This is a genomic window from Streptomyces cyaneofuscatus, from assembly GCF_033109485.1.
Lineage (GTDB): Bacteria > Actinomycetota > Actinomycetes > Streptomycetales > Streptomycetaceae > Streptomyces > Streptomyces cyaneofuscatus.
Map to the genome: position 1 here is coordinate 5,663,002 of NZ_CP137002.1, position 25,266 is coordinate 5,688,267.

The 25,266-nt window shown below is 72.0% G+C and carries 18 protein-coding genes; 4 read left to right on the forward strand and 14 right to left on the reverse strand.

Annotation, left to right across the window (positions count from 1 at the left end; translation table 11 throughout):
- Positions 1-2: 2 nt before the first annotated feature.
- Together R2B67_RS24880 and R2B67_RS24885 are read left to right on the forward strand one after the other, a co-directional pair.
- A complete protein-coding gene (locus R2B67_RS24880) occupies positions 3-425 on the forward strand; it encodes an acyl-CoA thioesterase (RefSeq protein ID WP_015608571.1) in 423 nt (140 codons plus the stop codon).
- Complete coding sequence (locus tag R2B67_RS24885) at positions 422-1,141, forward strand: DUF8010 domain-containing protein (protein ID WP_317821164.1); 720 nt, start codon at positions 422-424, stop codon at positions 1,139-1,141. Before R2B67_RS24880 ends, R2B67_RS24885 begins: the two co-directional genes overlap by 4 nt.
- A 42-nt stretch (positions 1,142-1,183) precedes the next feature.
- On the opposite strand, the gene R2B67_RS24890 is transcribed toward R2B67_RS24885, so the two are convergent.
- Positions 1,184-1,588: a globin gene (locus R2B67_RS24890; protein ID WP_018511419.1), complete on the reverse strand. Its 405-nt coding sequence runs from the start codon at positions 1,586-1,588 to the stop codon at positions 1,184-1,186.
- 147 nt (positions 1,589-1,735) lie between these two features.
- Here R2B67_RS24890 and R2B67_RS24895 point away from each other — a divergent pair, with 147 nt between their 5' ends.
- Complete coding sequence (locus tag R2B67_RS24895) at positions 1,736-2,749, forward strand: methyltransferase domain-containing protein (protein ID WP_317821166.1); 1,014 nt, start codon at positions 1,736-1,738, stop codon at positions 2,747-2,749.
- Here R2B67_RS24895 and R2B67_RS24900 read toward each other — a convergent pair.
- From R2B67_RS24900 to R2B67_RS24960, 13 genes are all read right to left on the reverse strand, one after another.
- Entirely contained in the window at positions 2,746-4,209 is a 1,464-nt protein-coding gene (locus tag R2B67_RS24900) for an FHA domain-containing protein (protein WP_317821168.1), read from the reverse strand. The genes R2B67_RS24895 and R2B67_RS24900 overlap by 4 nt on opposite strands.
- A gap of 82 nt (positions 4,210-4,291) precedes the next feature.
- Complete coding sequence (locus R2B67_RS24905) at positions 4,292-5,671, reverse strand: vWA domain-containing protein (protein WP_317821170.1); 1,380 nt, start codon at positions 5,669-5,671, stop codon at positions 4,292-4,294.
- Positions 5,672-5,690: 19 nt separating this feature from the next.
- Positions 5,691-7,148 carry a PP2C family protein-serine/threonine phosphatase gene (locus R2B67_RS24910; protein WP_317821171.1) on the reverse strand — a complete coding sequence of 486 codons (1,458 nt, stop codon included), beginning with the start codon at positions 7,146-7,148 and terminating at the stop codon, positions 5,691-5,693.
- A 2-nt stretch (positions 7,149-7,150) separates the two neighbouring features.
- Complete coding sequence (locus R2B67_RS24915) at positions 7,151-10,012, reverse strand: serine/threonine-protein kinase (protein WP_317821172.1); 2,862 nt, start codon at positions 10,010-10,012, stop codon at positions 7,151-7,153.
- Positions 10,009-11,355 (reverse strand): hypothetical protein, encoded by a 1,347-nt coding sequence (locus R2B67_RS24920; protein ID WP_317821173.1) that lies wholly within the window; start codon positions 11,353-11,355, stop codon positions 10,009-10,011. Before R2B67_RS24920 ends, R2B67_RS24915 begins: the two co-directional genes overlap by 4 nt.
- A 106-nt stretch (positions 11,356-11,461) precedes the next feature.
- A complete protein-coding gene (locus tag R2B67_RS24925) occupies positions 11,462-12,511 on the reverse strand; it encodes a glutamate ABC transporter substrate-binding protein (protein WP_317821174.1) in 1,050 nt (349 codons plus the stop codon).
- 11 nt (positions 12,512-12,522) lie between these two features.
- Complete coding sequence (locus R2B67_RS24930) at positions 12,523-13,911, reverse strand: GlnX family signal transduction membrane protein (RefSeq protein ID WP_317821176.1); 1,389 nt, start codon at positions 13,909-13,911, stop codon at positions 12,523-12,525.
- A 468-nt stretch (positions 13,912-14,379) separates the two neighbouring features.
- On the reverse strand, positions 14,380-15,354 hold the full coding sequence (locus R2B67_RS24935; RefSeq protein ID WP_317821177.1) for an N-acetylglucosamine kinase: 975 nt from the start codon (positions 15,352-15,354) through the stop codon (positions 14,380-14,382).
- A complete protein-coding gene (locus R2B67_RS24940) occupies positions 15,345-16,610 on the reverse strand; it encodes a 6-phospho-beta-glucosidase (protein ID WP_317821179.1) in 1,266 nt (421 codons plus the stop codon). The genes R2B67_RS24935 and R2B67_RS24940 overlap by 10 nt, the downstream gene beginning before the upstream one ends.
- A gap of 2 nt (positions 16,611-16,612) precedes the next feature.
- A complete protein-coding gene (locus R2B67_RS24945; RefSeq protein WP_317821181.1) occupies positions 16,613-17,512 on the reverse strand; it encodes a carbohydrate ABC transporter permease in 900 nt (299 codons plus the stop codon).
- Between the two features lie 3 nt (positions 17,513-17,515).
- Positions 17,516-18,457, reverse strand: a complete 942-nt coding sequence (locus R2B67_RS24950) for a carbohydrate ABC transporter permease (RefSeq protein WP_317821185.1) — start codon at positions 18,455-18,457, stop codon at positions 17,516-17,518.
- 7 nt (positions 18,458-18,464) lie between these two features.
- On the reverse strand, positions 18,465-19,796 hold the full coding sequence (locus R2B67_RS24955) for an ABC transporter substrate-binding protein (protein ID WP_317821187.1): 1,332 nt from the start codon (positions 19,794-19,796) through the stop codon (positions 18,465-18,467).
- Between the two features lie 61 nt (positions 19,797-19,857).
- A complete protein-coding gene (locus tag R2B67_RS24960; protein WP_128849785.1) occupies positions 19,858-21,063 on the reverse strand; it encodes an ROK family transcriptional regulator in 1,206 nt (401 codons plus the stop codon).
- Positions 21,064-21,557: 494 nt separating this feature from the next.
- Here R2B67_RS24960 and R2B67_RS24965 point away from each other — a divergent pair, with 494 nt between their 5' ends.
- Entirely contained in the window at positions 21,558-25,169 is a 3,612-nt protein-coding gene (locus R2B67_RS24965) for a laminin G domain-containing protein (protein ID WP_317824955.1), read from the forward strand.
- Positions 25,170-25,266 lie beyond the last annotated feature (97 nt).

Below are 25,266 nucleotides of genomic sequence, written 5' to 3' on the forward strand. Positions count from 1 at the left end.
TCTTGGCCCGTCACATCTACAGCTGCCCCCTGCGCTGGTCGGACATGGATGCCTTCGGCCACGTCAACAACGTGGTCTTCCTCCGCTACCTGGAGGAGGCGCGCATCGACTTCATGTTCCGGCTGGCGCCGGGGGACGGCTCGCCGTCGTTCTCGGGCGGGTCCGTCGTGGCCCGGCACGAGATCGACTACGTACGGCCGCTGGTGCACCGGCACGAGCCGGTCACCGTCGAGTCGTGGGTCACGAAGATAGGCGCCGCGTCGCTGACGATCGCCTATGAGATCAAGGACCCCGACCAGGTGTACGTACGGGCCTCGACCGTCGTCGTCCCGTACAACCTGGAGGCCGAGCGGCCCCGGCGGATCTCCGCCGAGGAGAAGCTCTTCCTCCAGAAGTACCTGGCAGAGGAGCCCGCCGCGGCATGACGGTGCCTGTGCAGTCGCTGCTGTTCGCCGATCCGAGGGAGGCGGCGGATCTCGCCGCCTTCCTCGGCCGGCTGCTCCACTACGACCGGGCCGCGGCGGTCCGGTTGCAGGCGGGCGGCGGCGACGCACTGGCCGTGTTCGGGCGCCCGCCCTCCTTCGAGGTGCTCGTGATCCGTGCGGCCCGCCTGGCCCGCCCCGAGACGCTCGACGTCACGGTGTCGGCCGGGGAGCTGCTGGAGTCCCTCTCCCTGTCCCCGTCCCTGGACACGGCCGGGGAGGAGCCGGGGGAGCGGGGCGGTGTGCTGCCCGCTCCCGTGACCGGGCCGCCCTGGACCGGCGTCCTGCCGCCCCGGGGGCCCTGGCGGGAACAGGCCGGTCTGCCCCGGCCGGACGCCCTGCGCGCCGCCCTGGACGCGGCCGTCGCCGAATTCCGTACGCGGGACGAGGCGCTGCCCGAGGAGCTGCGCACCCGCGCCGAACGCGACCGGATCGGCCGGGAGATCTGGTCCCGGCCCGTCGGCGCCACCGAACTGCCGCTGCGCGCGGTCCACGCCGCCCAGTCCCTGGGCTTTCTCCGCGCCGACCCCGGCTTCCCCGTCTCGCTCCTCGCCGCGGGCGGCTGGCTGCGGCTGCGGACCCCGTTCGGGTCGGTCGCCCTGCGCCGCGACCCGGTCGGCGGGCTGGGCTCGCTTGCCCTGACCGTCGGGCACCGCTGAGCCCGGCGGGCGGACCGCTCGCCCGCCCGCCCGTCCCAGCCGTCAGTCGGCGGTGTTGACCATCGAGGCCGCCGCGTACGTCAGGTAGTCCCACAGCTGCTTCTCGTGCTCCGGCGCGAGCCCCAGCTCGTCCAGCGCCACCCGCATATGGGACAGCCACGCGTCGTGCGCCGCCCGGTCCACCCGGAACGGGGCATGCCGCATCCGCAGCCTCGGGTGGCCGCGGTGGTCGCTGTAGGTGCGCGGGCCGCCCCAGTACTGCATCAGGAACAGGGCGAAGCGCTCCTCGGCCGGGCCCAGATCCTCCTCCGGGTACATCGGCCGCAGCAGCTCGTCGCCCGCGACCCCCTCGTAGAAGCGGTGGACCAGGCGCCGGAAGGTCTCCTCGCCGCCGACCTGCTCGTAAAAGGTCTGCTCCTGAAGCGTGTCGCGCGGAATCTCTGTCACCCGTCCATGGTCGCAGACGCACCGGCCGGGGTCAGGGGTCCTAGGACCAATGGCCGGGACCCCGCCGCGATCCGTGTGCGATCCATGTGCGGTCGCGTGCGGTCGCGTGCGGTCGCCTCCGCCGTCCCGCCGCAGGACAGTGGAGACATGGGCGCACACCGGGAAGTCCCGTCCGAGGCCGGTACCGGGGCCGAGACCGACTCCGAGGTCGACGAGGCGCACCACGCCCTGGTGCGGGACATCGTCGCGCAGGGCGGGCTCACCGACCCCGCCTGGCGGGCCGCCTTCGAGGAGGTGGAGCGCCATCTGTTCGTGCCGTACTACTACGTGCACGGCAGCCGGGGCTACGAGCGGCTCTGGGGCGAGGACCCCGATCCCGTACGCCGTCTGCGCTGGGTGCGCGGAGTGTACGGGGACGAGGCGCTGGCCACCCGGATGCGGGACGGCGAGCTGATCTCGTCCTCCAGCCAGCCCTTGCTGATGGCCCTGATGCTGGAGGCGCTGGACGTACGGGACGGGCACACCGTCCTGGAGATCGGCACCGGCCCCGGCTACAACGCCGCGCTGCTCTCCCACCGGCTCGGCGACGCGGCGGTGACCAGCGTCGATCTCGACCCGGAGATCACGGACGCGGCCCGTGCCCATCTCGCCGCCGCCGGGTACCGCCCGACGGTCATCACCGGCGACGGGGCCCGGGGCTGCCCGCAGCGAGCCCCGTACGACCGGATCATCGCCACCTGCACGCTGCCCGCCGTACCGTCCGCCTGGCCGGAACAGTGCTCTCCGGGGGCGCGGATCCTGGCCCCCGTCGCGACCGGGCTCGTCTCGCTGGACGTACGCGCGACGGCGCACGGTCCACGCGCCGAGGGGCACTTCCTGCACACCCCGGCGTACTTCGTGCCCCTGCGCGGTGCCTCACCGCTCTCCGAACCGCTCGCGCGCCCCGGCGGAGTGCCGCGGCGCGCGATAGGGGACGAGCTCTTCCGGTTCCTGCTGACCCTGACGGCGGGCAGCCTCGACCCGCGCGACGCCCTCTCCCTCTGGGAGCGCGAGGAGCGCCCGCAGCGGGAGAGGTACGGCGTCACGGTGGCGGACGGCCGGCAGTGGGCCTGGCTGGACGACCCGGAGGGGCCGTACACCTGGTCCCTGGGTGTCTCTTAGTCCCGGCGGATCGTGATCGTCGTCCAGGCCCCGACGTGCACCTGGTCGCCGTCCTGGAGGGGGACGGGGACGTACGGCTGGATCGGCTCGTCGGCGCCGTTGAGCGTGGTGCCGTTCGTCGACTTCTGGTCGACCACGGACCAGCCGCCGTCGGGCTGCTGCACGAGGACCGCGTGCTGGTGGGAGACGCCCGGGTCCTCCGGCGGCACGGACAGGTCGATGTCCGGGGACTCGCCGGTGCTGTGCCGGCGGCGGCCGATGGTGACCTGGCTCCCGGTGAGCGGCAGGCGCTGCTCGGGGGAGTACGCGGGCAGGTTCAGCCCGGTCGCCTCGGGGCCGCTGCGCTGCATCATCGCCAGGAAGTACTCACGGTCCGGCGCGATGACGGCGGTCCAGGTGGTGGCCTGCTGCGGCTGCCCCTGACCGGGGACCTGGCCGTAGCCCTGGTCCTGGCCATAGCCCTGATTCCCCTGCGGCTGGCCGTGTCCCTGGCCTTGGTTCTGGCCTTGGCCTTGGCTTTGGTAGGGCGCCTGCTGCTGGAACGCCTGGGGCGGCTGCTGCGCCTGCTGCGGTGCCGGTGCCTGTGCCTGGGAAGGCGGCGGCAGGACCCAGTCGTCGCCACCGCCACCGTGCGGGGACTGGTGCTGGGGCGGCGCCGACTGGTGTTGCTGCGGCGGCGCGAAAGGCGAGGACTGCTGCGGCTCGAACGGTGAGGGCGCCGACTGGTGCTGGTGCGAGGGCGGCGGGCCCTGCTGCTGGAAGACCGGCGGAGGCGGCGGGCCCTGCTGGAACGCGCTCGGCGGAGGGCCGCCCTGGCCACCGGGACCGCTCTGGCCACCGCGCTCGTCCTGGCCGCCATGACCGCCTTGGCCGCCGTGACCACCCTGGCCGCCGTGACCGGTCTGTTCCGGAGCGAGCGGCTCGGCGGGACGGTTCACCTGTGAGGGCCGCGAAGCCTGGAACTCGTACGGGTCGTGCTGCTGAGGCCGCGGCGCACCGCCAGGACCACCAGGACCACCGGGGCCGGCAGGGCCGCCCTGTCCGCCCTGGCCCCCAGGACCACCCTGTCCACCCTGGCCGCCCTGTCCTCCGGGGCCCTGCTGGGCCAGGAAGCCGGGCGGCAGGTTGAGGCCGGGCGGCGGGCCGCTGGGTGCGCCGGGCTGCGGGGCCAGCGGCGTGTAGGAGGTCGCCGTGTTGGTGAGGAAGTTCCAGCGGCACTCCTCGCAGTACGGCGCGTTCGCCTCGCGGGGCGTGCGGCACTGCGGGCAGAGCTCGGCCTGCATCGTCGCCGGACCGCCGTCGTGGGAGGCGGGCGGCGGGTAGCCGTAACCGGGGGCGGGGGGCGGAGGAGGCGGTGGGGGTACGGCGCCGGCGGGGGCGCCCGTTCCGGTCATGCGGTGTCCGCAGACCTCGCACCAGTCCTCGGAACCCGACTGGTGTCCGTTCGGGCAGGTCGGCATGTCGGCGCTTCCCCCTCTCCTCGTCCGGCCCAGGGGGCCGTCATGCTGTCGATCGATCGTGACCGTTCGGTCACCGATGCTGCTACTTCTTGACGCGAACAGTCTTGGTCGAGCGCGTTTCGAGGGTCATCTCGTCCGCTTCCGCGACCTTCGCTTTCAGTCGCACAGTACCGGTCGCCGCATCGACGACGTCGACCACCTTCGAAAGCAGTTTCGCAGTGTCCTGGTTCCCGGACACCGATGCCAATTGCACCGCACGGCCCAGTTTCGCCGTAGCGCCGTCGAAGTCGCCCGATTTCCGGGCATCCAGCCCCTGCTGGATGACCTGGGCCAGCTCCGCCTGGCCCGTGTAGTGCGCGACCTGCGGATTGATCGAGGTCGACGCCACCATGTCGTCCGTCCAGACCGCCCGTACGAGCCCCTGCGAGAGGACCTGCGGGGCTCCCGCGCCCGAGGGGTCCGGCAGGATCAGCGAGACCCGCGCCGCCAGCATCTCCTGGCCGATCCCGGCCTCGGGGACCAGGACGCAGACGTGGTAGTCGCGGGACTCGTCGCCCCAGGAACCGGTCGGGTAGTCCCCGGCGCGCGGGCCCGCCTCGGTGCGCCGGCCGGTCAGGTCCTCGACCGTCGGCGCCACCTGCTTCACGAACCGGATCTCCACCCCGACGGGCGTCCAGAGCCGCAGCGCCACGTCCGCGACCTCCTTGCCCATCGCGTTCTCCATCATCTGCGTGAAGTCGGCGGCGAGACCGGCGGGGTCGGCGACGATGTCGGCGGTGCCGAGCAGCGCGGAGGCGATGGAGGTGACCTCCTTGACCTCCCAGTCGGTGCCGACACCCCGGGCGTCACAGGTGAACCGGCCCGCGCAGGAGTCCAGCGCGGCCCGCAGGTCCTCGGGCGCCTCGTGCTCGTTGCGGCCGTCGGTCAGCAGGATGCCGTGCCGGATGTCGACGTCGGCGGCGCCCAGCAGCCGGTCGGTCAGCCGCAGCCAGGTGCCGATCGCGGTCCCGCCGCCCGCGCTCAGCCTCCGCAGCGCCTCCTTGGCCTGCGCCTTGGTCCGCGCGTCGGCGACCGCGAGCTGCCCGTTGCCGGGGTAGACGTCCTTGGCCACATGCGTCCCGGCGACCACCGCGAACCGGGTGCCCTCGCGCAGGGTGTCGATGGCCGCCGCCGTCGCGTCGCGCGCGTTGCGCATCTTCGTGGGCGGGTAGTCCATCGAACCGGAACAGTCGACCATCAGCACCACCGCGGCGCTCGGCGCCTGCCCCGGCCCCGGCCCGTATCCCGGTACCTGTCCGGGGGAGGCCGCCGCCCGCGGCAGCGGGATGCCGCCGGTCGTGCCGCCGCCGGTGGAGGTGACGGTGACGATCGCGTTGACCTCGCGGCCGCCCTCGGGCAGGAACGCGTTCTGGTACACCTCGACGGAGAACTGCGGCACGTTCGACTTCGAGAAGTTGGCCATCCGGTCTGCTCCCTGAGACTCAAACGGTGGTGCAGGCCGATCCTGCCCCTTGCGGCTCCACGGCGAACGGCAGCAGAGCCACTGTTACGTTGTCGTGGCCCCCGCCGTCGAGTGCGTGCCCCACGAGCACCTGGGCGCCGTGCAGCGGGCGCCGGTGGGCCTCCGGAGGCACGGCCGCGGCCATCTCCTCGGCGGATTCCGCGTAGTTCCACAGGCCGTCCGTGCAGACCACGACGAGGCCGGGGCGGTCCGGCTTGAACGAGGCGGTGTGCGGCTCCAGTTCGTAGGAGTCGGCGCCGAGCCAGCCGGTGATGGCGTGGGCGCGCTCGTCCGCGTACGCCTCGGCCTCGTTCATCAGGCCCGCCGCCACCATCTGCGCGGCCCAGGAGTCGTCCTCGGTGAGCCGGGCGGGCGGGCCCGTGCGGTCGTCCGGCACCCAGTAGACCCGGCTGTCGCCGACCCAGCCGACGACCAGCAGGCCGCCCGCCATGATCGCGCCGACCAGGGTGCAGGCCGGGGCGTTCTGATGGCGGTGGGCCTCGTGCTCGGCCGACCCGGGCGGGTCCTGGGCCAGCGCGTTGACCGCCTCGGACGCGGCGACGATCGCCTCGTGCATCGCCTGCTGCGGGTGGGTGCCGCGCGGCAGGGACTCCAGGAGCGCCTCGTTGGCGGCGCTCGCGGCGGCGGCCGACGCCTCGTCGGGCCGGCTCGCCGAGGAGACGCCGTCGCAGACGATCGCGACCACGGCGGGCGAACCGTCCGGCAGCGCGGTCGAGGAGACCGCGAAGGAGTCCTCGTTACGGTGGTGGCGCAGGCCCCGGTCGCTGACGGCGGCCACCGAGCCGAGCTCCTGCTCCATGTGGTCGCGCTCGCGGGGCTGGGCGTGCCCGCAGTTCTCGCAGTACCCGTCGGGGTCGACCCGGCCGGACCGGCAGGCCACACAGACCTTCGTCCCGGCGGCGGGCGTCGGGGCGGGCTCCGCCGTACGGGGATCGGGCGCGGCGAGCGCGAAGTCGCCGGAGGCGTCCGGGGGTACGACGGTGGCCGGTTCCGCCAGCACCGCCCGGTCGTCGTGGCGCACCGGAGGTGTCGTCGGCGGGTCGTCGTGGTGTGCTCCGGGTGTCGCCGGCAGTGGCTTGCCGCCGGAGTCCGTGCCGGGCAGGTCCGTCGCGCGGTGCACGGGTACGGGCACGTCGGAGCTGTCCGTCTCGGAGGCGGCGGGCCACTGCACGGCCGCCACCGGCGGTGCGGGCGCGTCGGGCGCGTGCGGGGCCGTCGGCGCGACGGCAGGGGCAGCGGCAGGGGCGGGCGGGGCCGCCGGTGGCACGGTGATGGCCAGCGTCGGCCGGTCGTCCGGACGGGCCGGCACGGCCGAGAGGTCGTAGCCGCACGCACCGCAGAACAGGTCGCCGGACGCCGGCGGTTCCGCGCAGCCGGGGCACCTGGTCAGGGCGGGCTGCTGGTGGCTCTCTGACATCTTCACACCCACGTCCGGGGGCGGAAACGGTTGGCCCGCTCCACCAGTTCGATCCTCTCGTCGCCCCGCTGTGCGAGCCGGGCGAGCATGCGGTACGAGCGTTCCAGGCCCAACCGCAGTCCCTTCTCGTCCAGTTCGGCGTCGAGCAGCTTCCGGGAGCCCGAAGCTCCGGCGGCTGCCGATCCGCCCGGCGGCGGGGCGCCGGGACTACCGGAGAGTACCCAGTCCAGCGCTTTGCCCAGTACCTCGGTCGTCAACTGCTCGCGCCGCACCGGGTCCAGGCCGAACCCGGTCAGCGCCGCCACCTGGACGGCGGCGGCCGTCAGGTCGGTCAGCAGGGGCTCGGCGGGGTCCCGCTCACGCAACCGGGCGCGGACGGCGGCGACCCGGGCCGCGGTGTAGTGGATCGACGCCTCCGGCACCGACTCCAGGGTGCGCGCCGCCTCCGCCCGCTCCCCGGCGGCGATCTGCACCCGGGCCAGACCGAACGCGGCGCTCACGAAGCTGGGATCGGTCGCCCACACCAGGCGGTAGTACTCGGCGGCGTTGTCCAGCTGGCCCAGCACCTCCGCGCAGATCCCCAGCGCCAGCTTGGGCGCGGGCTCCCCGGGGAACGCGTCGTACACCGCGTCGAAGGAGAGCGCCGCGACCTCGTGGTCACCGGTCACCAGCGAGGTGATGCCCCGGCACCAGACGACCCGCCAGTCGTCCGGGTGCCGGGCCTCCAGGGCGTTCAGCGTGTCGGCCGCGGCGTCCGGCTCGTGCATCTCCAGCTGGGCCCGCAGCTCCCGCAGCCGGGTCTCCAGGGAGGCCGAGGGCACCGCCTGGAGGGCCGCGATCAGCTCGGCGGGGGCGGAGGCCATCAGGCCGGCCAGGAAACCGGCGTTCGGGTCGTTCGCGTCGACCCGGGGGACCGGCAGCGCCAGGGAGGTGGCCCGCGCGTCGAACAGGGCGAGCCGGACGCCCCCGGTGGTCACCCCGTACGGGCCGGGCTGCGCGGCGGGGGAGGGCGGGGCCTCCCGGGGTGCCGGGACGGGGGCTTGCCCGTACGCCGGGGGTTGAGCAGGCGCAGGAGCGTGGACCGGGGGCGCGTACGCCGCTGCCGGTCCGCCGCCCCGTACATGCGTCGCCGTCGCCGTCAGCGGAGCCGCCCCCGCGCCGGGCCACGCGGCTCCGGCGCCCGGGCCGGCGGGGTGCGCCCCCACCGGTAGCGCGCCCGCCACCGCCGACGTCACGGCACCAGGAGCCACCGGCATCGCACCGCCCTGGCCCGGTACGCCGCCACCCTGCGCCGGAATGCCCGGCAGCGGACCCGTACCGCCCTTGCGGCGCCCGAAGCGGCCACCGCGCCCCGAGGCCGTCGCCCGGGCGCCCAGCCGCGACACATCGTCCACCTGCTCGGCGAACAACTCCGTGTCCGTCACCCGCAGTTCCGTGCCGAACAGCGTCGACAGCGCCGGCCTCGGCCGCCCGCTCTGGAGCGCCACGACCTCGCGCAGCACCCCCGTCAGCTGCTCGGCCATCTCGGAGGCGGAGGCGAACCGCCTCCCCGGGTCCGGGTCGGTCGCCCGGACCAGCAGCCGGTAGAAGGACTCGTAGGTGCGGAAGACCTCGATGTTGTCCGGGTCCGGCAGCGAGTCCACGAAGACGTTCGTGTACCCCTGGAAGTCGAAGGTGAGGACCGCCAGCGTCCGCGCCACCGTGTACAGGTCGGAGGCGACCGACGGGCCGACCTCCGCGACCTCGGGGGCCTGGTAGCCGACGGTGCCGTAGATGGCGGACTCGTCGTCGTCCATCCGGCGGACCGCGCCCATGTCGATCAGCTTGAGCTGGTCCTCGGTCTGGATCGCGTTGTCGACCTTGAAGTCGCAGTAGAGCAGGTTGCGGCTGTGCAGATGGCCGAGCGCCTCCAGCGCCTCGATCCCGTACGCGCAGGCCTGCTCGACCGGGAGCGGGTCGCGCTTCCCGGACGGGGTGCGGCGCTGGTTGGCGATCTCCTTGAGCGCCTTGCCGCCGACGTACTCCATGACGATGTACCCGTCGAGCGAACCGGTCCGCTGGTCCAGGTGCTCCACGAAGTTGTAGATCCGCACGATGTTGGCGTGCTCGATCTCGGCCAGGAAGCGGCGCTCGGAGATGGCCGCGGCCATCGCGTCCTGGTCGCCGGTGTCCAGCAGGCCCTTGAGGACCACCCAGCGGTCCGAGACGGCCCGGTCCACCGCGAGGTAGACCCAGCCGAGCCCGCCGTGCGCCAGGCAGCCCACGACCTCGTACTGGCCGTGCACGATGTCGCCGCCGGTCAGCTTCGGCACGAAGGAGTACGGGTGGCCGCACTTGGTGCAGAACCCCTCGGTGCGGCCCGGCCGCTCCCCGCGCGAACGGCCCACCGGGGCCCCGCAGTCCGAGCGGGAGCAGAACCGCTTGCGCTCGGGCACCTCCGGGTTCTCCATCACCGCCGTACGCGGGTCGGGCCGGGGCACGTCCGGTACCTGCACCAGGCCGACGCCGAGCCGGCCCCGGGTGGAGGAGGCGGCCGACGAGCCCGAGGAACGCACCGAGACCGAACGGGAGGTGGAGGAGCCGGAGAGCGAGCGGGAGAGCCGCCCCGACACCGAGCGCCGCGAGGTCGACGAACGCGACGAGGAGCGCGCGGAGGCACGGGAGCCGGAGCGCTGCGAGGAGCTGTTGCGGTTGCTCGCGCGGCCGCTGGCCCGGCCGCCGCCCGCGATACCGGTGGGCGGTGAGGAGACCATGCCCGTCGGCGAGACGACCGGGGCCAGACCGCACGTGTCGCAGTACAGCTCACCGCCGCCCATGTCCTCGTAGGAGCCCTCGCACGCCGGGCGCTGGCACTGCGTACTCATCGTGTCTCCCCCTGATCGCCCCGCCGGTCCTCGGGTCCGTCGGCCGGGCGCGGTGTCAGCAGCTCGGCCGCCGCCTGCTGGTAGCGCAGCACGTTCTGCTCGGCGACCCGCAGATCGCACGGGGCGCTCCACAGCATCCGGCGCGCCGCGTCGTACCGCTCGATCAGCAGCGGGTCCTCCGCCAGACCGTGCCGGGCCACCTTCGCCTTGTACGCGTCGAGCCGGCCGCGCAGCTCGGCGCGGACCGCCAGCGGGGCCGTCACCGAGGTCAGCGACTCCCGGGCGCGCAGCAGCTCCTCCTCGGCCTCCTGCTCCAACGACTCAAGGAGCGGGGAGAGCCGGTTCCACTGGGCGCGCCTGCGGTACTCGGCGGCGATGTCCAGCCGCTCCTGGAGGGCGGTCGCCGGTCCGCTGACGGCGGGCACCTCGGACGCGGCGATCTTGGCCAGCACCTCGCCGCGCGCCGCCCGCGCCTCGGTCAGCGTGCGGTCGGCCCGCGAGAGCACGTCCCGCAGCCGCATCAGCCGCGCCTCGGCGTCCTGCCGCACCGCGAGCACCGCCTCGATCTCCCGCCGTACGTCCTCCAGGGCGCGGGCCGCCCGGTCGTACCGCGAGGTGTCCGGGCGGCCGCCGCCGGGCGCGGCGCTGCCGGGGCCCGGCAGCCAGAACGCCAGCGGGTCGGAGATCACCTGCACGCGCAGCGTGGTGAGCTCCTCGGTGATCTCCTCCAGGTCGTCCCCGGCCGGATGCTCACCGGGCCGCACCCCGACCGAGTGGGCCAGCGAACGGGTGCGGTGCAGCTCGGCGGCGAGCAGGTCGATCCGGGCGGGCAGCGCCGACCAGACGGAGTCCGAGGCGACGACCATGTCCAGCGACCTGGCGTACAGCTCGTTCATCCGGGCCACCAGCTCCTGGAGCGAGAACCGCTCCGACAGCCGGGCCGGGCCCGTCACCGAGGAGGGCGGCAGCGCGCCGGAGTTGGCCACGGTGACCGCCTCGCCGCGCAGCAGCTCGGTCAGGGCGGCCAGATCCTCCCGGTTCGGATGGCGGCGGCGCGCCCGTATGTCCCGGGCCTCCTCCAGCGCACCCGCGTAAGCGTCGAAATACCCCCACAGCACCGTGATCGACCGCTCGGTCGTGGCCCAGCGCTCCCGGGTGAGACCGGTCAGCTCGGCGCCCTCCAGGAGGCGGCGGCCCGCATGGTCCTGCAGGGCGAGGAGCGAGGTCTCGATGGCCTCGTGCTCCGCGCCGAGCCGGGCCAGCGCACGGTCCGCCTCTTCCCGGTCCATGACCGGGCCGGGGGGCCTCCCCGCGAAGCTGGGGAAGGATCCCGCGACGCCCATCGATCACCTCTCCGCTCTCGCCGCCGGGCCGGTGGGCCCGGACGGGGTCAGTTGCTCCGGTACGTACGTGTCCATTCGGGGACGCACGTGCTCCGGCGTGCCGGGTTCACTCGCTCCGGTACTTCGGGGCCGGCGGCGCCGTGATGCCGGGCAGTCCGGCGGCCAGCCACTTGCGGTACGACACCATCCAGGCGCTGTCCTTCCCGCCCGCGCGATAGTCCACCAGGACCTTGTTGACCCGGGCCACCAGATCGTCGGCACCCTTCTTCGCCGCCACGCCGTAGAACTCGGTGGTGAACGGCCCCGAGCCCTTGAGGGCCACCGCTGGGTCCTGCGCCGCCTGCCCGGCGCCCAGCGCGTTGTCCGTGAGGACGGCGTCGACCTCGCCGAGCTGGAGCCGCACCAGGCAGTCCAGCTGGTTGGGGACGGTCAGCCGGTCCGGGTCCCGCTCGGTGCCGTCGAACTCGTCCCGGAATATCGCCCCGTACGACTCCTTCTCCAGCGCCTCGAACGCGGTGGTGCCCTCGCCGGAGCAGACCCGCTTGCCCTTAAGCGAATCGTCGTACCCCGTGATGGGGGAGTCCTTGGGGGCCAGGATCTGCTGCCCGGTCCGGAAGTAGGCGGTGGAGAAGGAGACCTGCTCCAGCCGCTTGCAGTTGATGGTCATCGTCCGCACGATGACGTCGACCCGGTCCCTCTCCAGGGCGGCGATGCGCTGGTTGGTGGGGATCGCCCGGAAGATCACCGCGTCCGGGTCGCCGAGGATGTCCTTGGCCAGCGCCCGCACGAGGTCGATGTCGAAGCCTTCGAGCTCGCCGCTGTACGGATTGCGGTAGCCCCAGCGGTAGCTGTTCTGGTCGACGCCCGCGACCAGCTTGCCACGCGCCTTGATCTTCGCGATGCCCGGCCCGTCCGCCGACGAGGGCGGCAGGCTCGCCTCGGGATCGGTGCACGCCTCGGCCCGCACCGGGACCGTCGCCGTCGTCCCGCTGCCCACCGGGTCCGCCCCGGCGGTCCGCCCGCCGTGCTGGGAGAGCGGCAGCAGGGTGAGCGCGGCGGTGATCACGCACGCCACCGCCATCGCCGTCACACCGCCCCAGCCGCGCAGCCCGCCCCGTGGGGTGCGGCGCCGTGCCCACGTCCTCGCCCTGGCCATCGCTGCCCCTCTCACCGGTACTCCGAGAGCCTGCGGTTGATCCCGAGGATCGCGGCGACCGCCCCCAGCACCGCCAGCGCGGCGGCTCCGGTCGGCAGGCCGCGCAGGGCCCCGCGCCCGTCCTCGGCGGCCGCGGTGAACTCGCCCTGCTCATGGGCGAGCGCCGTCCGCAGCGCGCTGTCGACCTGCTGGAAGGACTGCCCCGTGGAGTCCTCCGCCCCGATGATCTGCTGCAGAGCGCCCTCGTAGTCGCCCTGGTCGTCCGTGGCACGCGCCTTGCGGTGGCGCTCCTGCCACTCCGTGACGCTCTTGGCGGCCTTGGCCACCGGGGCGCTGCCGCTCGCGTCGTCCGCGAGCCGCTCGGCCTCCTTGAGCTGCTCCCGGAGGGCCTTCATGCCCGTGGTGTAGTCCGTCTCGTACTGGTCGGCCGAGCCGTCGGCGGTCAGCACGGCGCCGCGCGCCACCAGTGTGAGGTTCTCGTTGGCGCGCGCCTTCAGGGAGTTGATCCGCGCGTTGTTGAGCACACCGAGCGACTCCTGACCCTGCGTCATCGCGGACCGCAGCTCGGTGCGGGCCACCGTGTGCCCGACCGCCAGCCAGAGCAGCACCACCGAGGCGGCGGCCGTGGCCACCAGCAGCCCGTGGTTGAACACCCGGTTGGTGCGGCGGTAGTTGCGGCGCTGCATCCACACCAGGGCGCCCAGCACGACGAGTCCGGCGGCGAGCGAGAGGAAGGGCCACCGGCGGGCGTCGGCGGCGTCCCGGTCGAGCCTGCCCGTCTCCGCCGCGTACAGCCGCTCGGCCGCCGGCAGCAGCTCGTCGGTCATCTTCTGGTTGGCGTACCGGAGATAGGCGCCGCCCAGCGGCAGCCCCTGCCGGTTGTTGGCGCGGGCCCGCTCGATCAGACCGGTGTAGACGGGCAGCACCTCGTTGAGCGTGGTGATCTCCCGCCAGGAGCTGGTCGAGGAGTCGGTGTTGGCCGACGCCTTAACCAGCAGCCGGGCCGCTTCCTCGATGTCCTTCCGATACTGCTCCTGCACGGCCTTGGGCTCCTGCGCCCCCGCGAGGAAGCCGCCGGCCGCCATCGTGTCCGCGTCGGCGAGCGAGCGGTAGATGCTCGCCGCGTCCGCGCTGAGCGGCTGGCTGCGCCCCACCACGTCGTCGGCGGCTGAGGCCCGGTGCGAGATCTCCAGCGCGGTCACCGCCCCGAACGCCACGACCAGCAGCGCCAGCACGGCCCCGATGATCTGCAGGCGGCCCGGCTCGGTGGTCGCCGCGGCGCGCAGCCGGCGGCTCTGCACGGCCCAGGAGCCCGGTCGTTGAGCGGGCAGACCGGTGGGCGCGGGCGCCTGCTCCGGCGCGCGCTGCGTCTGCGGGCCGCCCTGCGGCAGCTGTGTCACTCGACCTCCCCCTCGGTCACCGACAGTCCCCCGGACCCCGGCAGTTCGGGGCCGGCGCCCGGCCAGAAGTATGGCCGCGGGGACGTACCCGCACATCGTGAACGCCTGGATCCCGTACCGGACAACGCATTCGATCAGGGCGGACGCGGCTGATCAAGGCGATCGGCGCAACGTGCCCCGAAACATCCCCATAAGCGAACCGGCAGCATCGCCGGCCTCTTCGCACCGCTCCGGATCCGCCCCGAGCCTTCCCCGACCGCCCAGCCATCCCCATGCGTTGCGGACTCCCCATCAGGTACACGAGTGGGGCGTCCGATCGGTTCCCCGGCCTCCCGCGTTCCCCCGAACGAGGGAGGGGCGCCCCACCGCGCCGAACGCGACAGAACGCCCCTCGTCCCGGCCTCCCAGAGTCCCGGCCTCCCGGAGTCCCGGCCCTCCCGGTGTTCCCGGGAGGGCAGTCCCGGGAGATCAGGCGTACTGCGCCCGCAGCCGCCGGTGGACCTCCGGCGCCGCCCCCGTGACGTCCAGCCCCAGCAGCGCCGCCCCCAGCACCGGCGGCTCGGACACCACCCGCACCGCGGCCTTCGGGGCGCGGGCCGCCAGCAGTTCGGCGATCCGGTCGTTCAGCTGCGGATGGCGCGCGGCCAGCACGCTGCCGCCCAGCAGAACCGGAGCCTCCTCCTCCAGCAGCCCGAGCCGGGTCAGCGCCACCGACGCCATCGCCACCACCTCCTGCGCCAGCCGCTCCACCAGCGCGCCCGCCACCGGGTCCCCGGCGACGGCGGTGGCGAACAGCACCGGCGTCAGCTCATGGCGCCGGGTCAGCGGAATCGTGCCCCGGTGCAGCGCCTCGATCAGGGCGTACATCGAGTCGAGCCCGAAGTGCCCCGGCAGTACCCGGGCCAGCTCGGTCGGCTCACCCCGCCCGTCCTCGGCCCGCGCGGCGAACCACAACGCCTCCTCCGCGAGCCCCGCACCGCCGCCCCAGTCGCCGGATATCCGGCCGATCGCGGGGAAGCGGGCCGTCCGCCCGTCGGGCACCATGCCCACGCAGTTGATCCCGGCCCCGCAGACCACCGCGACGCCCCGGGGCTCGTCCACCCCCGCGCGCAGGATCGCGAAGGTGTCGTTGCGCACCTGGACCGACGTCCCCCAGCCACGGGCCTCCAGGGCCTCGGCCAGCTCCGCCTCCTCGACCGGCAGGTCGGCGTTGGCCAGGCACGCGGACACGTGGCCGACGGAGCCGACGGGTCCGGGCAGCGCGGCGAGGGCCTCGTCCAGGGCGCCGGCCAGCACGTCGAGCGCCGCCTCCACCCCCACGTAGGGCGGCTGGAACCCCCCGCCCCGGGCCGTCGAAAGAACCGTTCCGTCCGCACCGATCAACGCCACATCGGTCTTGCTGTTGCCCGCGTCGACGGCGACGACCGAGACGTTCACGCCCACGCGAGGTGCTCCCGGTTGTGCGCGATCAGCCGGTCGGTGAGCTGCTCGGCGTACTCGTACTGGCCGATCAGCGGATGGGAGAGCAGCGCCTTGAAGACCCGGTCCCGGCCCCCGCGCAGCGCGGCTTCCAGGGCGAGGTCCTCGTACGCCGTCACGTTGGCGATCAGACCGGCGTACAGCGGGTCCAGCGCGGGCACGGCCAGCGGGGTCGCCCCGTCGTGGCCGACCCGGGCCTGCACCTCGATGACCGCGTCGTCCGGGAGGAAGGGCAGCGTCCCGTTGTTGTACGTGTTCACCACCTGGACCGGCGAACCGCCGCCGCCCAGCAGGGAGGCCGCGAGGTCCACGGCCGCCTCCGAGTAGAACGCGCCGCCGCGCTTGGCGAGCAGCTCGGGCTTCGTATCCAGTGTCGGGTCGCCGTACATCGCCAGCAGTTCCTTCTCCATCGCCGCGACCTCGGCGGCCCGGGACGGCTTGGTCCCCAGCTCCCGTACGACCTCGTCGTGGGCGTAGAAGTAGCGCAGGTAGTACGAGGGGACGACGCCGAGCCGGTCCACGATCTGACGTGGCATGTGGAGGTCGTCGGCGATGGCGTCACCGTGCTCGGCGAGCAGCTTCGGCAGCACGTTCTCGCCGTCCGGGCCGCCCAGGCGCACGCCCAGCTCCCAGGTGAGGTGGTTGAGCCCCACGTGGTCGAGGTGGACCTGTCCCGGCTCCACGTCCAGCAGCCGGGCGAACTTGCGCTGGAAGCCGATCGCCACGTTGCACAGGCCGACCGCCTTGTGCCCGGCCTGGAGCAGGGCGCGGGTGACGATGCCGACCGGGTTGGTGAAGTCGATGATCCAGGCGTCCGGGTTGGTGCGGCGCACCCGCTCGGCGATGTCCAGGACGACCGGCACGGTCCGCAGCGCCTTGGCGAGGCCGCCGGCGCCGGTGGTCTCCTGGCCGATGCAGCCGCACTCCAGCGGCCAGGTCTCGTCCTGGTTGCGCGCGGCCTGTCCGCCGACGCGCAGCTGGAGGAGGACCGCGTCGGCGCCGGCGACGCCCGCGTCCAGGTCGGTGGTCGTGGTGATCTTCCCGGCGTGGTCCTGCTTGGCGAAGATCCGCCGCGCCAGGCCGCCGACCAGCTCCAGCCGGTCGGCCGCCGGGTCGACGAGCACCAGCTCCTCGACCGGCAGCGTGTCCCGCAACCGGGCGAAGCCGTCGATCAGTTCAGGGGTGTAGGTGGACCCGCCACCAACTACTGCGAGCTTCATTGTCAGCCCTTTACTCCGGTGAGTGTGACGCCCTCGACGAATGCCTTCTGAGCGAAGAAGAAGACGGCGATCACGGGGGCCATGACCAGAACGGTCGCGGCCATGGTCAGGTTCCAGTCGGTGTGGTGTGCGCCCTTGAAGGATTCCAGGCCGTAACTGAGCGTCCAGGCGGCCGGGTTCTCGGAGGCGTAGATCTGTGGTCCGAAGTAGTCGTTCCAGGCGGCGAAGAACTGGAAGAGCGCGATGGCCGCGATGCCGGGCTTGGCCATGGGCAGGACGACCTTCATCAGCGTGCGGAACTCACCGCACCCGTCCACCTTGGCGGCGTCCAGGTACTCGTTCGGGATGGTCAGAAGAAACTGCCGCAGCAGGAAGATGGAGAACGCGTCACCGAAGGCCATCGGGATGATCAGTGGCCACAGGGTGCCGGAGAGGTCCATCTGCTTCGCCCAGAACAGGTACATGGGGATGATGACGACCTGCGGCGGCAGCATCATCATCGAGATGACGAGCATCAGGGACAGCTTGCGGCCCCGGAAGCGGAACTTCGCCAGCGCGTACGCCACGGGGATCGACGACACGACGGTCAGTACGGTGCCGAGTCCCGCGTACAAGAGGGTGTTGCGCCACCAGACAAGGAAGCCCGGAGTGTTGAAGACCCTCTCGTAGTTGCCCCACTCCCAGGTGTTGGGTGTGAGGTCACGCGTCAGCGCCTGTTGGTCGCTCATCAGCGAGGTGAGCACCACGAAGACGAACGGCAGCACGAAGAAGAGCGCGGCGGCGATCCCGAGCGAGTGAACGGCGATCCAGTGCAGCAGGGCCTTACGGCGGGCGGTGCGCGCGGCGGGCGTGGGCGCATCACCTGTAGGGAGTGCGCGAGGTTTGTCGAGGAGCTGGGTCATAGCTCAGTCACCGGCCTGGATCAGGTTGTTGCGGCCTCGCATGAGCAGCGCGGTGAACGCCATGGCCAGGGCGAACAGGACGAGGGCGACGACACACGCGGCGCCGTAGTCGAAGCGCTGGAAACCGAGGTTGTAGACGAGCTGAGGGAGCGTGAGTGTCGACTTGTCGGGATAGCCGGGTTCGAAGGACTGTCCTGAGCCGCCGATCACCCCGGAGGCGACCTTTCCGGCCACCAACGGCTGGGTGTAGTACTGCATCGCCTGGATGACGCCCGTCACCACGGCGAACAGCACGATCGGCGCGATGTTCGGCAGGGTCACGAAGCGGAACTTCTGCCAGGCGGAGGCGCCGTCCAGCTCGGCCGCCTCGTACTGCTCGGTCGGCACGTCCAGCAGCGAGGCCATGAAGATGACCATCAGGTCCCCGATGCCCCAGACCGCGAGCATGGTGAGGGCCGGCTTGGACCAGGTGGCGTCGTTGAACCAGCCGGGCGTCGGCAGCCCCAGGTCGCCCAGGATCGCGTTGACCGGCCCGGTGCCGGGGTTGAGCAGGAAGACGAAGGCGAGCGTCGCGGCGACGGGCGGGGCGAGGTAGGGAAGGTAGAAGAGCGTCCGGAAGACGCCCGTCCCTGTCTTGATCTTGGTGATCAGCAGCCCGATCCCGAGCCCGAAGACGACCCGGCAGGTGACCATGACGACGACCAGCCAGAGCGTGTTCCACAGCGACGGCCAGAACATCGGATAGTCCTGGAAGACGTACGTCCAGTTCGTCAGCCCGCTGAAGACCGGCGCGCCGAACCCGTCGTACGACGTGAAGGAGAAGTAGACCGTCGAGACCATCGGGTACGCGAAGAAGACCGAGAACCCGATCAGCCACGGCGACATGAAGGCCGCGTTCCGCAACGCCGACCTGCGGCGCTTGGAGCGGAGTGTGTGCGTCGTCATCGTGGGGCTACTTGGCCTTGGCGATGTCGGTGTCGATCTGCTTCGCGGTCTTCTCCAGACCGGCCTGGAGGTCCTTCACCGCGCCCTTCTCGTACTGGTAGCCGAAGTCCTGGAGGGTCAGCTGGTACGTGGCCCCGTTGACGGCCCCGTCGGAGGTGCTGGAATCCGGGTGCTGGGCGATGTCCAGGAAGGTCTTGAAGCGCGGGTCGAACTTCAGGCCGGGCGACTTCAGCGCCTCCAGGGTGGAGGGCACGTTCCGGATGCCGTTGGAGAAGTTGACGACCGCCTCGGTGTCGCTGGTCATGAACTTGACCAGCTCCCAGGCGGCGTTCTGCTTCTTGCTGGCCGGAGCGATGCCCACGATGGTGCCGGAGAGGTAGCCCTTGCCGTAGCTGTCCGCCTCGTCGTCCGCGACGGGCATCGGCGCGACCCCGATCTCGAAGTCCACCCCGGCGTCCTCGGCCATCCCGAGCCGCCATTCACCGTCCAGCTGCATGGCCACCTGGCCGGTGTGGAACGGGTGCTTGGCGCCCCACTCGTCACCGAACGTGCCCCGGTACTTCTCCAGCTTGGTGTAGCCGCCGAGGCTGTCCACCAGCCTCTTCTGGTACGTGAACATCTTGGCGAACGCGGGATCCTTGGCGATGTTGGACTTGCCGTTCTCGTCGAAGTAGGTGTGGTCCCATGAGGGCATGTAGTGGCTGACGACGGTCTCGTAGCCGTGGAAGTTCGGCATGAAGCCGAGCTGCTGGTAGGTGTCGCCCTTCTCGACCGTCAGCTTCTTCGCCACGCTTGCCAGTTCGGACATCGTCTTCGGCGGCGCGGTGATCCCGGCCTTCTTGAACGCGTCCTTGTTGTAGTAGAGGCCGTAGGCGTCCGTGAGGAGCGGCAGGGCGCAGCGCTTGCCCTCGAACTGGGTGTAGTCCAGGAGGACCTTCGGGAAGGTCTTCTCCAGGTCCAGCTTCGACTTCTCGATGAACGGTTTCAGATCGGTGAAGGCGCCCGAGGCACAGAACTTGCCGACGTTGGCCGTGGTGAAGGACGAGACCACGTCCGGCCCGTCCGAACCGCCCGCCCGTAGAGCCTGGTTGAGCTTGTCGTCGTTGATGTTGCCGGAGACCTTCACCGTGATGTTCGGGTGGGCCTTCTCGAACCGGTCGATGTTGTCCTCGACGGCCTTGACCTCGGCGGGCGAGCTCCAGCCGTGCCAGAAGTTGATCGTGGTCTTCGCCTTCGGGTCGTCGGTGGCCCCGGCCTCGGACTGGCCGGTACACGCGGTGGCGAGCACCGATATCGCGGCGACGGCGACAGCGGTGGTGGTGAGACGGCTTGTGCGCATGACAAAGCTCCCAGGGACGGGGGAAGAGAGGCAGACGGCAGGGGCGGTTACGGGGGTCGGTTCAGCGCGAGGTGTCGAACACTTCGTCGCGGGTGTCGGCGAGCGCCCTCTCCAGGGCGCCACGCAGCACGGGGGTGCGGTCGATCTCACCGACGACCAGCCGGGGCCGGGAGGCGGCGAGTTCGGCCAGCTCGGACTGGATCAGGGAGCGCAGGACCTCGCCGCCCGCGGCGACCGCGCCGCCGGCGAGCACGATGAGCCCCGGGTCCAGGACGGCGGTGACGGAGGCGAGGCCGGTGGCGAGCCGGTGCGCGTACTGGCCCAGCAGCTCGGTCAGCGCCTCGTCCTGCTCGTACGCGGCGGCCGCCCGCTCCAGCAGGGTGGCGGCGGCCTTGGCGTGCGGCTGCTGCGGGGGGTCGATGCCGAGCGCCTTGGCGATCCGGGGCACCGCCTGGGCGCCCGCCAGCTCCTGGAAGCCGCCGCTGTTGGCCTTGACGACCTGGCGTACGAGGGGGGTCCCGGGCACCGGCAGGAAGCCGACCTCGCCCGCGCCGCCGGTGAAGCCGCGGTGCAGGCGCCCGTTGATGACGAGGGCGGCGCCGAGCCCCTCCTCGTTCCAGAGCAGCACGAAGTCCTCGTGGCCGCGGGCCGCACCGAGGCGCTGCTCGGCCACGGCGACCAGATTGACGTCGTTCTCGTACTCCACCGGCATCGGCAGGAACGCGGCCAACTCGTCCAGGAGGGTGGGGGAGTGCCAGCCGGGCAGGTGCGAGGCGTACCGCAGCCGCCCGGTGCCCGGGTCGAAGGCGCCCGGGGTGCCGATGACGACCCGGTGGATGTCGGCCCGGGTCAGCCCGGCCTCCTTCACCGCCCCGTCCAGCGCGTCGGCGACCTGGCGCACCACGCTGTCGGCGCGCCGCCCCGGTGTCGCGAGCTCGAACTCCCCGACGCTCGCCCCGGTGACATCCGCGACGGCGGCGATGATGCGCCGCTCGTTGACGTCGAGCCCGGCGACATGGGCGGCGCGCGCGTTGACGGTGTAGAGCTGCGCGTTGGGCCCCGGCCGCCCCTCACTGGTCCCGGTGGCGACGACGAGTCCCGCCGCCTCCAGCCGGGCCAGCAGCTGGGACGCGGTGGGCTTGGACAGCCCGGTCAGCTTGCCGATCCGGGTCCGGGAGAGCGGCCCGTGCTCCAGCAGCAGATCGAGGGCGGCCCGGTCGTTCATGGCCCGCAGCACCCGGGGGGTGCCCGGTGTGGTTCCCGTCATCGTGGATGCCCCACCCTCGTCGACTCTGTTAGGAAACTTTCCTATTCTGGGAGGACCGTAAGACGCGGGTCGCCGGGGCGTCAATGGGGATCGCCTATCGGACAATCGAACTGTGACCTGTGCCATGAAGCCACGTCGGGGTGATGGTGACGGTCGGCGACGGTAGCGGCCGAAGCCGCTCCACTTGGCCTCGTTCTGCGGAGGCGTGGGGGTAATGGGCGTGACGTGTGTGGCGATGTCAGCCCCGGCGTGTTTGCGGAGCGTGATGCCGTACGGGTGTGGCCGGTACCGGCAGGTGGGCCGGATGGCTGGTTTGCGATCCACGCGATGTTTGTTTTCGTGAATTTTTCGCTTGACGAAGTGAATTGACGTGCCCTTGACTCAGCCCTCGCTTGTGTTGGTCTTGTGACTCTGGGGTGGGGACTGTGGAGTTTGGGTTGGGTTTTCGGCATGCCCGAAGACGGAGCGGGGGCGCGGTCGCCTTGATGGCGCTGATGTCGCTGCTGGTGATGCCGGTGCCGGACGCACGGGGTGCGACCGCGACGGAGGAACCGCCGGCGGTCACCGAGGATCAGCGAGCCCTGGACCGGGCCGAGGAAGCGGGAACGCGGGTCGAGGTGGAGGGGAAGCGTTCGGAGTACGCGACTGTGTACGCCAACCCGGACGGAGTCAGCTTCACCCTTGAACAGTCCGTGACGCCCGTCCGGGTGGCGAAGGCCGACGGCGGCTGGCAGCAGCCCGACGCGACGCTCGAACGCCGCTCCGACGGAACGGTCGGGCCGAAGGCCGCCGCCGTCTCCATATCCTTCTCGGGCGGTGGCGACGGCGCCCTGGCCAAGATTGGGAAGGCGGGGCGTTCGCTGGAGCTGGAGTGGCCCCACGACCTGCCCGCCCCCCGGATCGACGGTGCGAGTGCCGTCTACGACGACGTGCTGCCGGACGTGGATCTCAAGGTCACCGCGACGGTGGCGAGCTTCCAGCAGATTCTGATCGTCAAGACGCCCGAGGCCGCCGCTGACCCCCGCCTCAAGAAGCTGACCTTCGGCATGGAGACGGCCGGCCTCGACGTCCGCAGAGGCAGCGCCGGAAACCTCGCCGCCGTGGACGGGGACGGCCGGACGGTCTTCCGGGCACCGCCGGCCCAGATGTGGGACTCCGCCGGAGCCACGGCCGCTCCGGGGTCCGCCGCGTCGAAGGGCGGAGCCGGGACGGTGGCCTCCCGGCGGACGGGGGTGACCGGCGGCAGCGCGGAACCGGCCGCTTCGGGCTCCGGTCTGGAACCGGGCCAGGGCGACAACGTCGAGCGCATCGACGTACAGGTCACCAAGGACTCCCTCACTGTCGTTCCGGACGCCGCGATGCTCGACGGCACGAGCGAGTCGGCCTTTCCGCTCTTCATCGACCCGCCCGTCACCTGGGGCGAGTCGGAACGCACCCTGCTGAGGTCCGACGGTTACGAGTCCTACGAGTGGAACAACGGCGACGACGGCCAGGGCAAGGGCGTCGGCAAGTGCGGCACCTGGCTGGGCTACTACTGCGGTCCGGGATACGTGCAGCGCCTCTACTTCGAGTTCTCGCCGGCCGAACTCAAGGGCAAGAACGTCCTGTCCGCCTCCTTCCGGGTGACGGAACCCTGGGCGTTCCAGTGCGATCCCCGTGTGGTGGACCTGGTGCGGACGACCGACATCTCCTCCTCCACGACCTGGACCAGCCGGCCCACACATCTGGATTTGATGGTCGACCGGAACGTCTCCGCCGGCCGGGGCTCCGCGTGCGACCCGGACCAGCCGGACGCCCCCATCTTCTTCGAGGACTCGCCCAGCGAGTCCAACGAGAACCTCACGCCGACCGTGAAGAGCTTCGCCGCGGGCAAGTTCGCCCGTCTCACCCTGATGCTGAAGGCACACGACGAGACGGACACCTCGGCCTGGAAGCGCTTCAAGAACGACGCCGTCCTCGTGGTGAAGTACGTCGGTCTCCCGGCGCTCCCCAAGTCGACCGGCTTCCCCTCGGGCACCGGCGTGGTGTGTTCGACCGACTCGGGTGACCCCTCCACCATCGGCGACCCCGAGCCCGTGGTCACGGGCAAGCCCATGGCGGCCTCCGGGGGGACGTCCCAGGCGAACCTGCGCATCCGGTGGCGTACCGAGAAGCTCTCCGGATCGACTTGGTCGGTCGCCCACACCGATGTCGACGGTCCCACCTCCGGCTACGTCGGGAGCGGGGCGGTCCAGAACCGGCGACTGCCCAAACTGACGGAGGGGGTCCTGTACCGCCTGAAGGCGCTGACCATGTCGTACGACGAAGCCGGCGCCAACAGGCTGAACACCGGCTACACCACGCCCTGCTACTTCAAGGTCGACCGGTCCCGGCCTCTGCCCCCGGTCGTCACTCCGGCGAGCGGCAGCCCGTACACCCTGTGCGGCACCGTGTGCCTGCCCGGCGGCGGTCCCGGCACCAAGGGGCGGTTCACCTTCGCTCCGGCGGCCGGTGACACGAACGTGGCCTACCAGTACCGGCAGTCGAACTCGGTCCCGTGGTCGGGCGAGATCAAGGGCTCGACCGTGGGCGTGGACATCGTCCCCCAGGAATCGGGCACCTATCAGCTCCAGGTCCGGGCCAAGGACACGGTGACCTGGGGAGCCGTCCGGATCGTCAGTTTTCTGGTGAAGGAGGGGTCGGGCCCGGTCGGCCGCTGGCGCTTCGACGAGAAGAGCGGCCCCGCCATCGACTCCTCGACCACGGCGGCCGCGAACCAGGAGAACGCCACCCTGGCCACCGGCGCGGTGCGCGATGGGCTGGGCCGGCGCGGTGAACTCCGCCACGGTCCAGACGGGCAGCCGCTCGCCACCCCCGTGACCGACACCGGACTACGGCTGAACGGCACCTCCGGATACGCGGCGACGAGCGCGCCGGTCCTGGAGACCCGGTCCGCGTACACCGTGTCCGCCTGGGTGCGGATGGAGAACAAGGCCACGGAAGGGATCGTGCTCTCCCAGGACGGGGCGCAGTTCAGCCCCTTCCTCCTGTGGTACGAGAACACGTACGACTCCTGGTGCTTCGGGACCAAGGCGCAGGACGCGGCCGACGGCAAGGCGTACTACGGCGTGTGCGGCAGGCGGCCCGCCGTGGTCAACGCATGGACCCATCTCGCGGGGAGCTACGACCCGGTCACGAAGACGGTCGCGCTCTACGTCAACGGCCGCCAGCAGGGCTCCGTCGTCTCCGACGGAGGCTGGGCCGCGAACGGAGGCTTCCAGATCGGCCGCTACAAGTGGGCCAACAAGTACCTGTTCAACTTCAACGGCTCCATCGACGAGGTCGCCGCGTGGCAGCGTGTCCTCTCCCCGGCCGAGGTGGCCACGGAGGCGCGCAGCCTGTCGGCCGGAACCGGTCAGGCGGACGTCGAGCTGGTGGCGCACTGGGACCCCTCCGGGGCATCCGGCACCACCCTGGCCGACCAGGGCACCGGATACGGGCGCAGCCTCGCGACGAGCGGAGGGGCCGTGCTGGACGGCCGCTCCCTGGTGCTGGACGGCAAGGACGACGCGGCCGCCACCTCCGGCCCCGTCGTCGACGACTCCGGCTCCTTCACGGTGACCGCGGCCGTCGAGCTGGATCAACAGGCCCTGCTCACCAAGAACATCGGATACGTCGGCCAGGTGGCAGGGCAGCGCACGGCCACCGGCTCCTCCTGGGGCCTCTGGTTCGAGCTCACCGGCAAGGAGACCCGGTTCGACGACGACGGCAACGAGTACACCGCTCCGGTCGGGCTCTGGCACTTCGGCCGGGTCGGCGCCAACGGAGCCGGTGACTGGGTGAGTTCGGACGAGGAGGCGGAGCTGGGGAGTCCGGTCCGGCTGACGGGGGTCTTCGACGCCCTGGACGGGACGGGCGGGTCGGTGGTGCGGCTCCATGTCGGGCTGAAGCAGAACGACATGGACAAGACGTACACGTCCGCCACCGGAGCCGGTGACTTCGCCGTCGGCAAGGGCTACAGCACCACCGCGTGGGGGCACCACCTGCCCGCCCGCGTGGACGACGTCCGGCTCTGGGCCGGGGCGATGTCCGACGTGGACCAGATCGCGGACGTCGTCGGCGACTGACCGACCCAGCGGGTGTCCTGCCCCATCGGCAGGACACCCCCGCGGCCCGGCACGCTCCCGTACGCGGACCGTGCCGGGCCGGTTCAGGCACAGCGGA

Excerpts from the sequence above, each read along its gene's own strand:
- R2B67_RS24885 (WP_317821164.1), top strand. The coding sequence starts at position 422 with ATGACGGTGCCTGTGCAGTCGCTGCTGTTCGCCGATCCGAGGGAGGCG.
- R2B67_RS24895 (WP_317821166.1), top strand. The coding sequence starts at position 1,736 with ATGGGCGCACACCGGGAAGTCCCGTCCGAGGCCGGTACCGGGGCCGAG.
- R2B67_RS24900 (WP_317821168.1), bottom strand. The coding sequence starts at position 4,209 with ATGCCGACCTGCCCGAACGGACACCAGTCGGGTTCCGAGGACTGGTGC.
- R2B67_RS24905 (WP_317821170.1), bottom strand. The coding sequence starts at position 5,671 with ATGGCCAACTTCTCGAAGTCGAACGTGCCGCAGTTCTCCGTCGAGGTG.
- R2B67_RS24910 (WP_317821171.1), bottom strand. The coding sequence starts at position 7,148 with ATGTCAGAGAGCCACCAGCAGCCCGCCCTGACCAGGTGCCCCGGCTGC.
- R2B67_RS24915 (WP_317821172.1), bottom strand. The coding sequence starts at position 10,012 with ATGAGTACGCAGTGCCAGCGCCCGGCGTGCGAGGGCTCCTACGAGGAC.
- R2B67_RS24920 (WP_317821173.1), bottom strand. The coding sequence starts at position 11,355 with ATGGGCGTCGCGGGATCCTTCCCCAGCTTCGCGGGGAGGCCCCCCGGC.
- R2B67_RS24925 (WP_317821174.1), bottom strand. The coding sequence starts at position 12,511 with ATGGCCAGGGCGAGGACGTGGGCACGGCGCCGCACCCCACGGGGCGGG.
- R2B67_RS24940 (WP_317821179.1), bottom strand. The coding sequence starts at position 16,610 with ATGAAGCTCGCAGTAGTTGGTGGCGGGTCCACCTACACCCCTGAACTG.
- R2B67_RS24945 (WP_317821181.1), bottom strand. The coding sequence starts at position 17,512 with ATGACCCAGCTCCTCGACAAACCTCGCGCACTCCCTACAGGTGATGCG.
- R2B67_RS24950 (WP_317821185.1), bottom strand. The coding sequence starts at position 18,457 with ATGACGACGCACACACTCCGCTCCAAGCGCCGCAGGTCGGCGTTGCGG.
- R2B67_RS24955 (WP_317821187.1), bottom strand. The coding sequence starts at position 19,796 with ATGCGCACAAGCCGTCTCACCACCACCGCTGTCGCCGTCGCCGCGATA.
- R2B67_RS24960 (WP_128849785.1), bottom strand. The coding sequence starts at position 21,063 with ATGACGGGAACCACACCGGGCACCCCCCGGGTGCTGCGGGCCATGAAC.
- R2B67_RS24965 (WP_317824955.1), top strand. The coding sequence starts at position 21,558 with ATGTCGCTGCTGGTGATGCCGGTGCCGGACGCACGGGGTGCGACCGCG.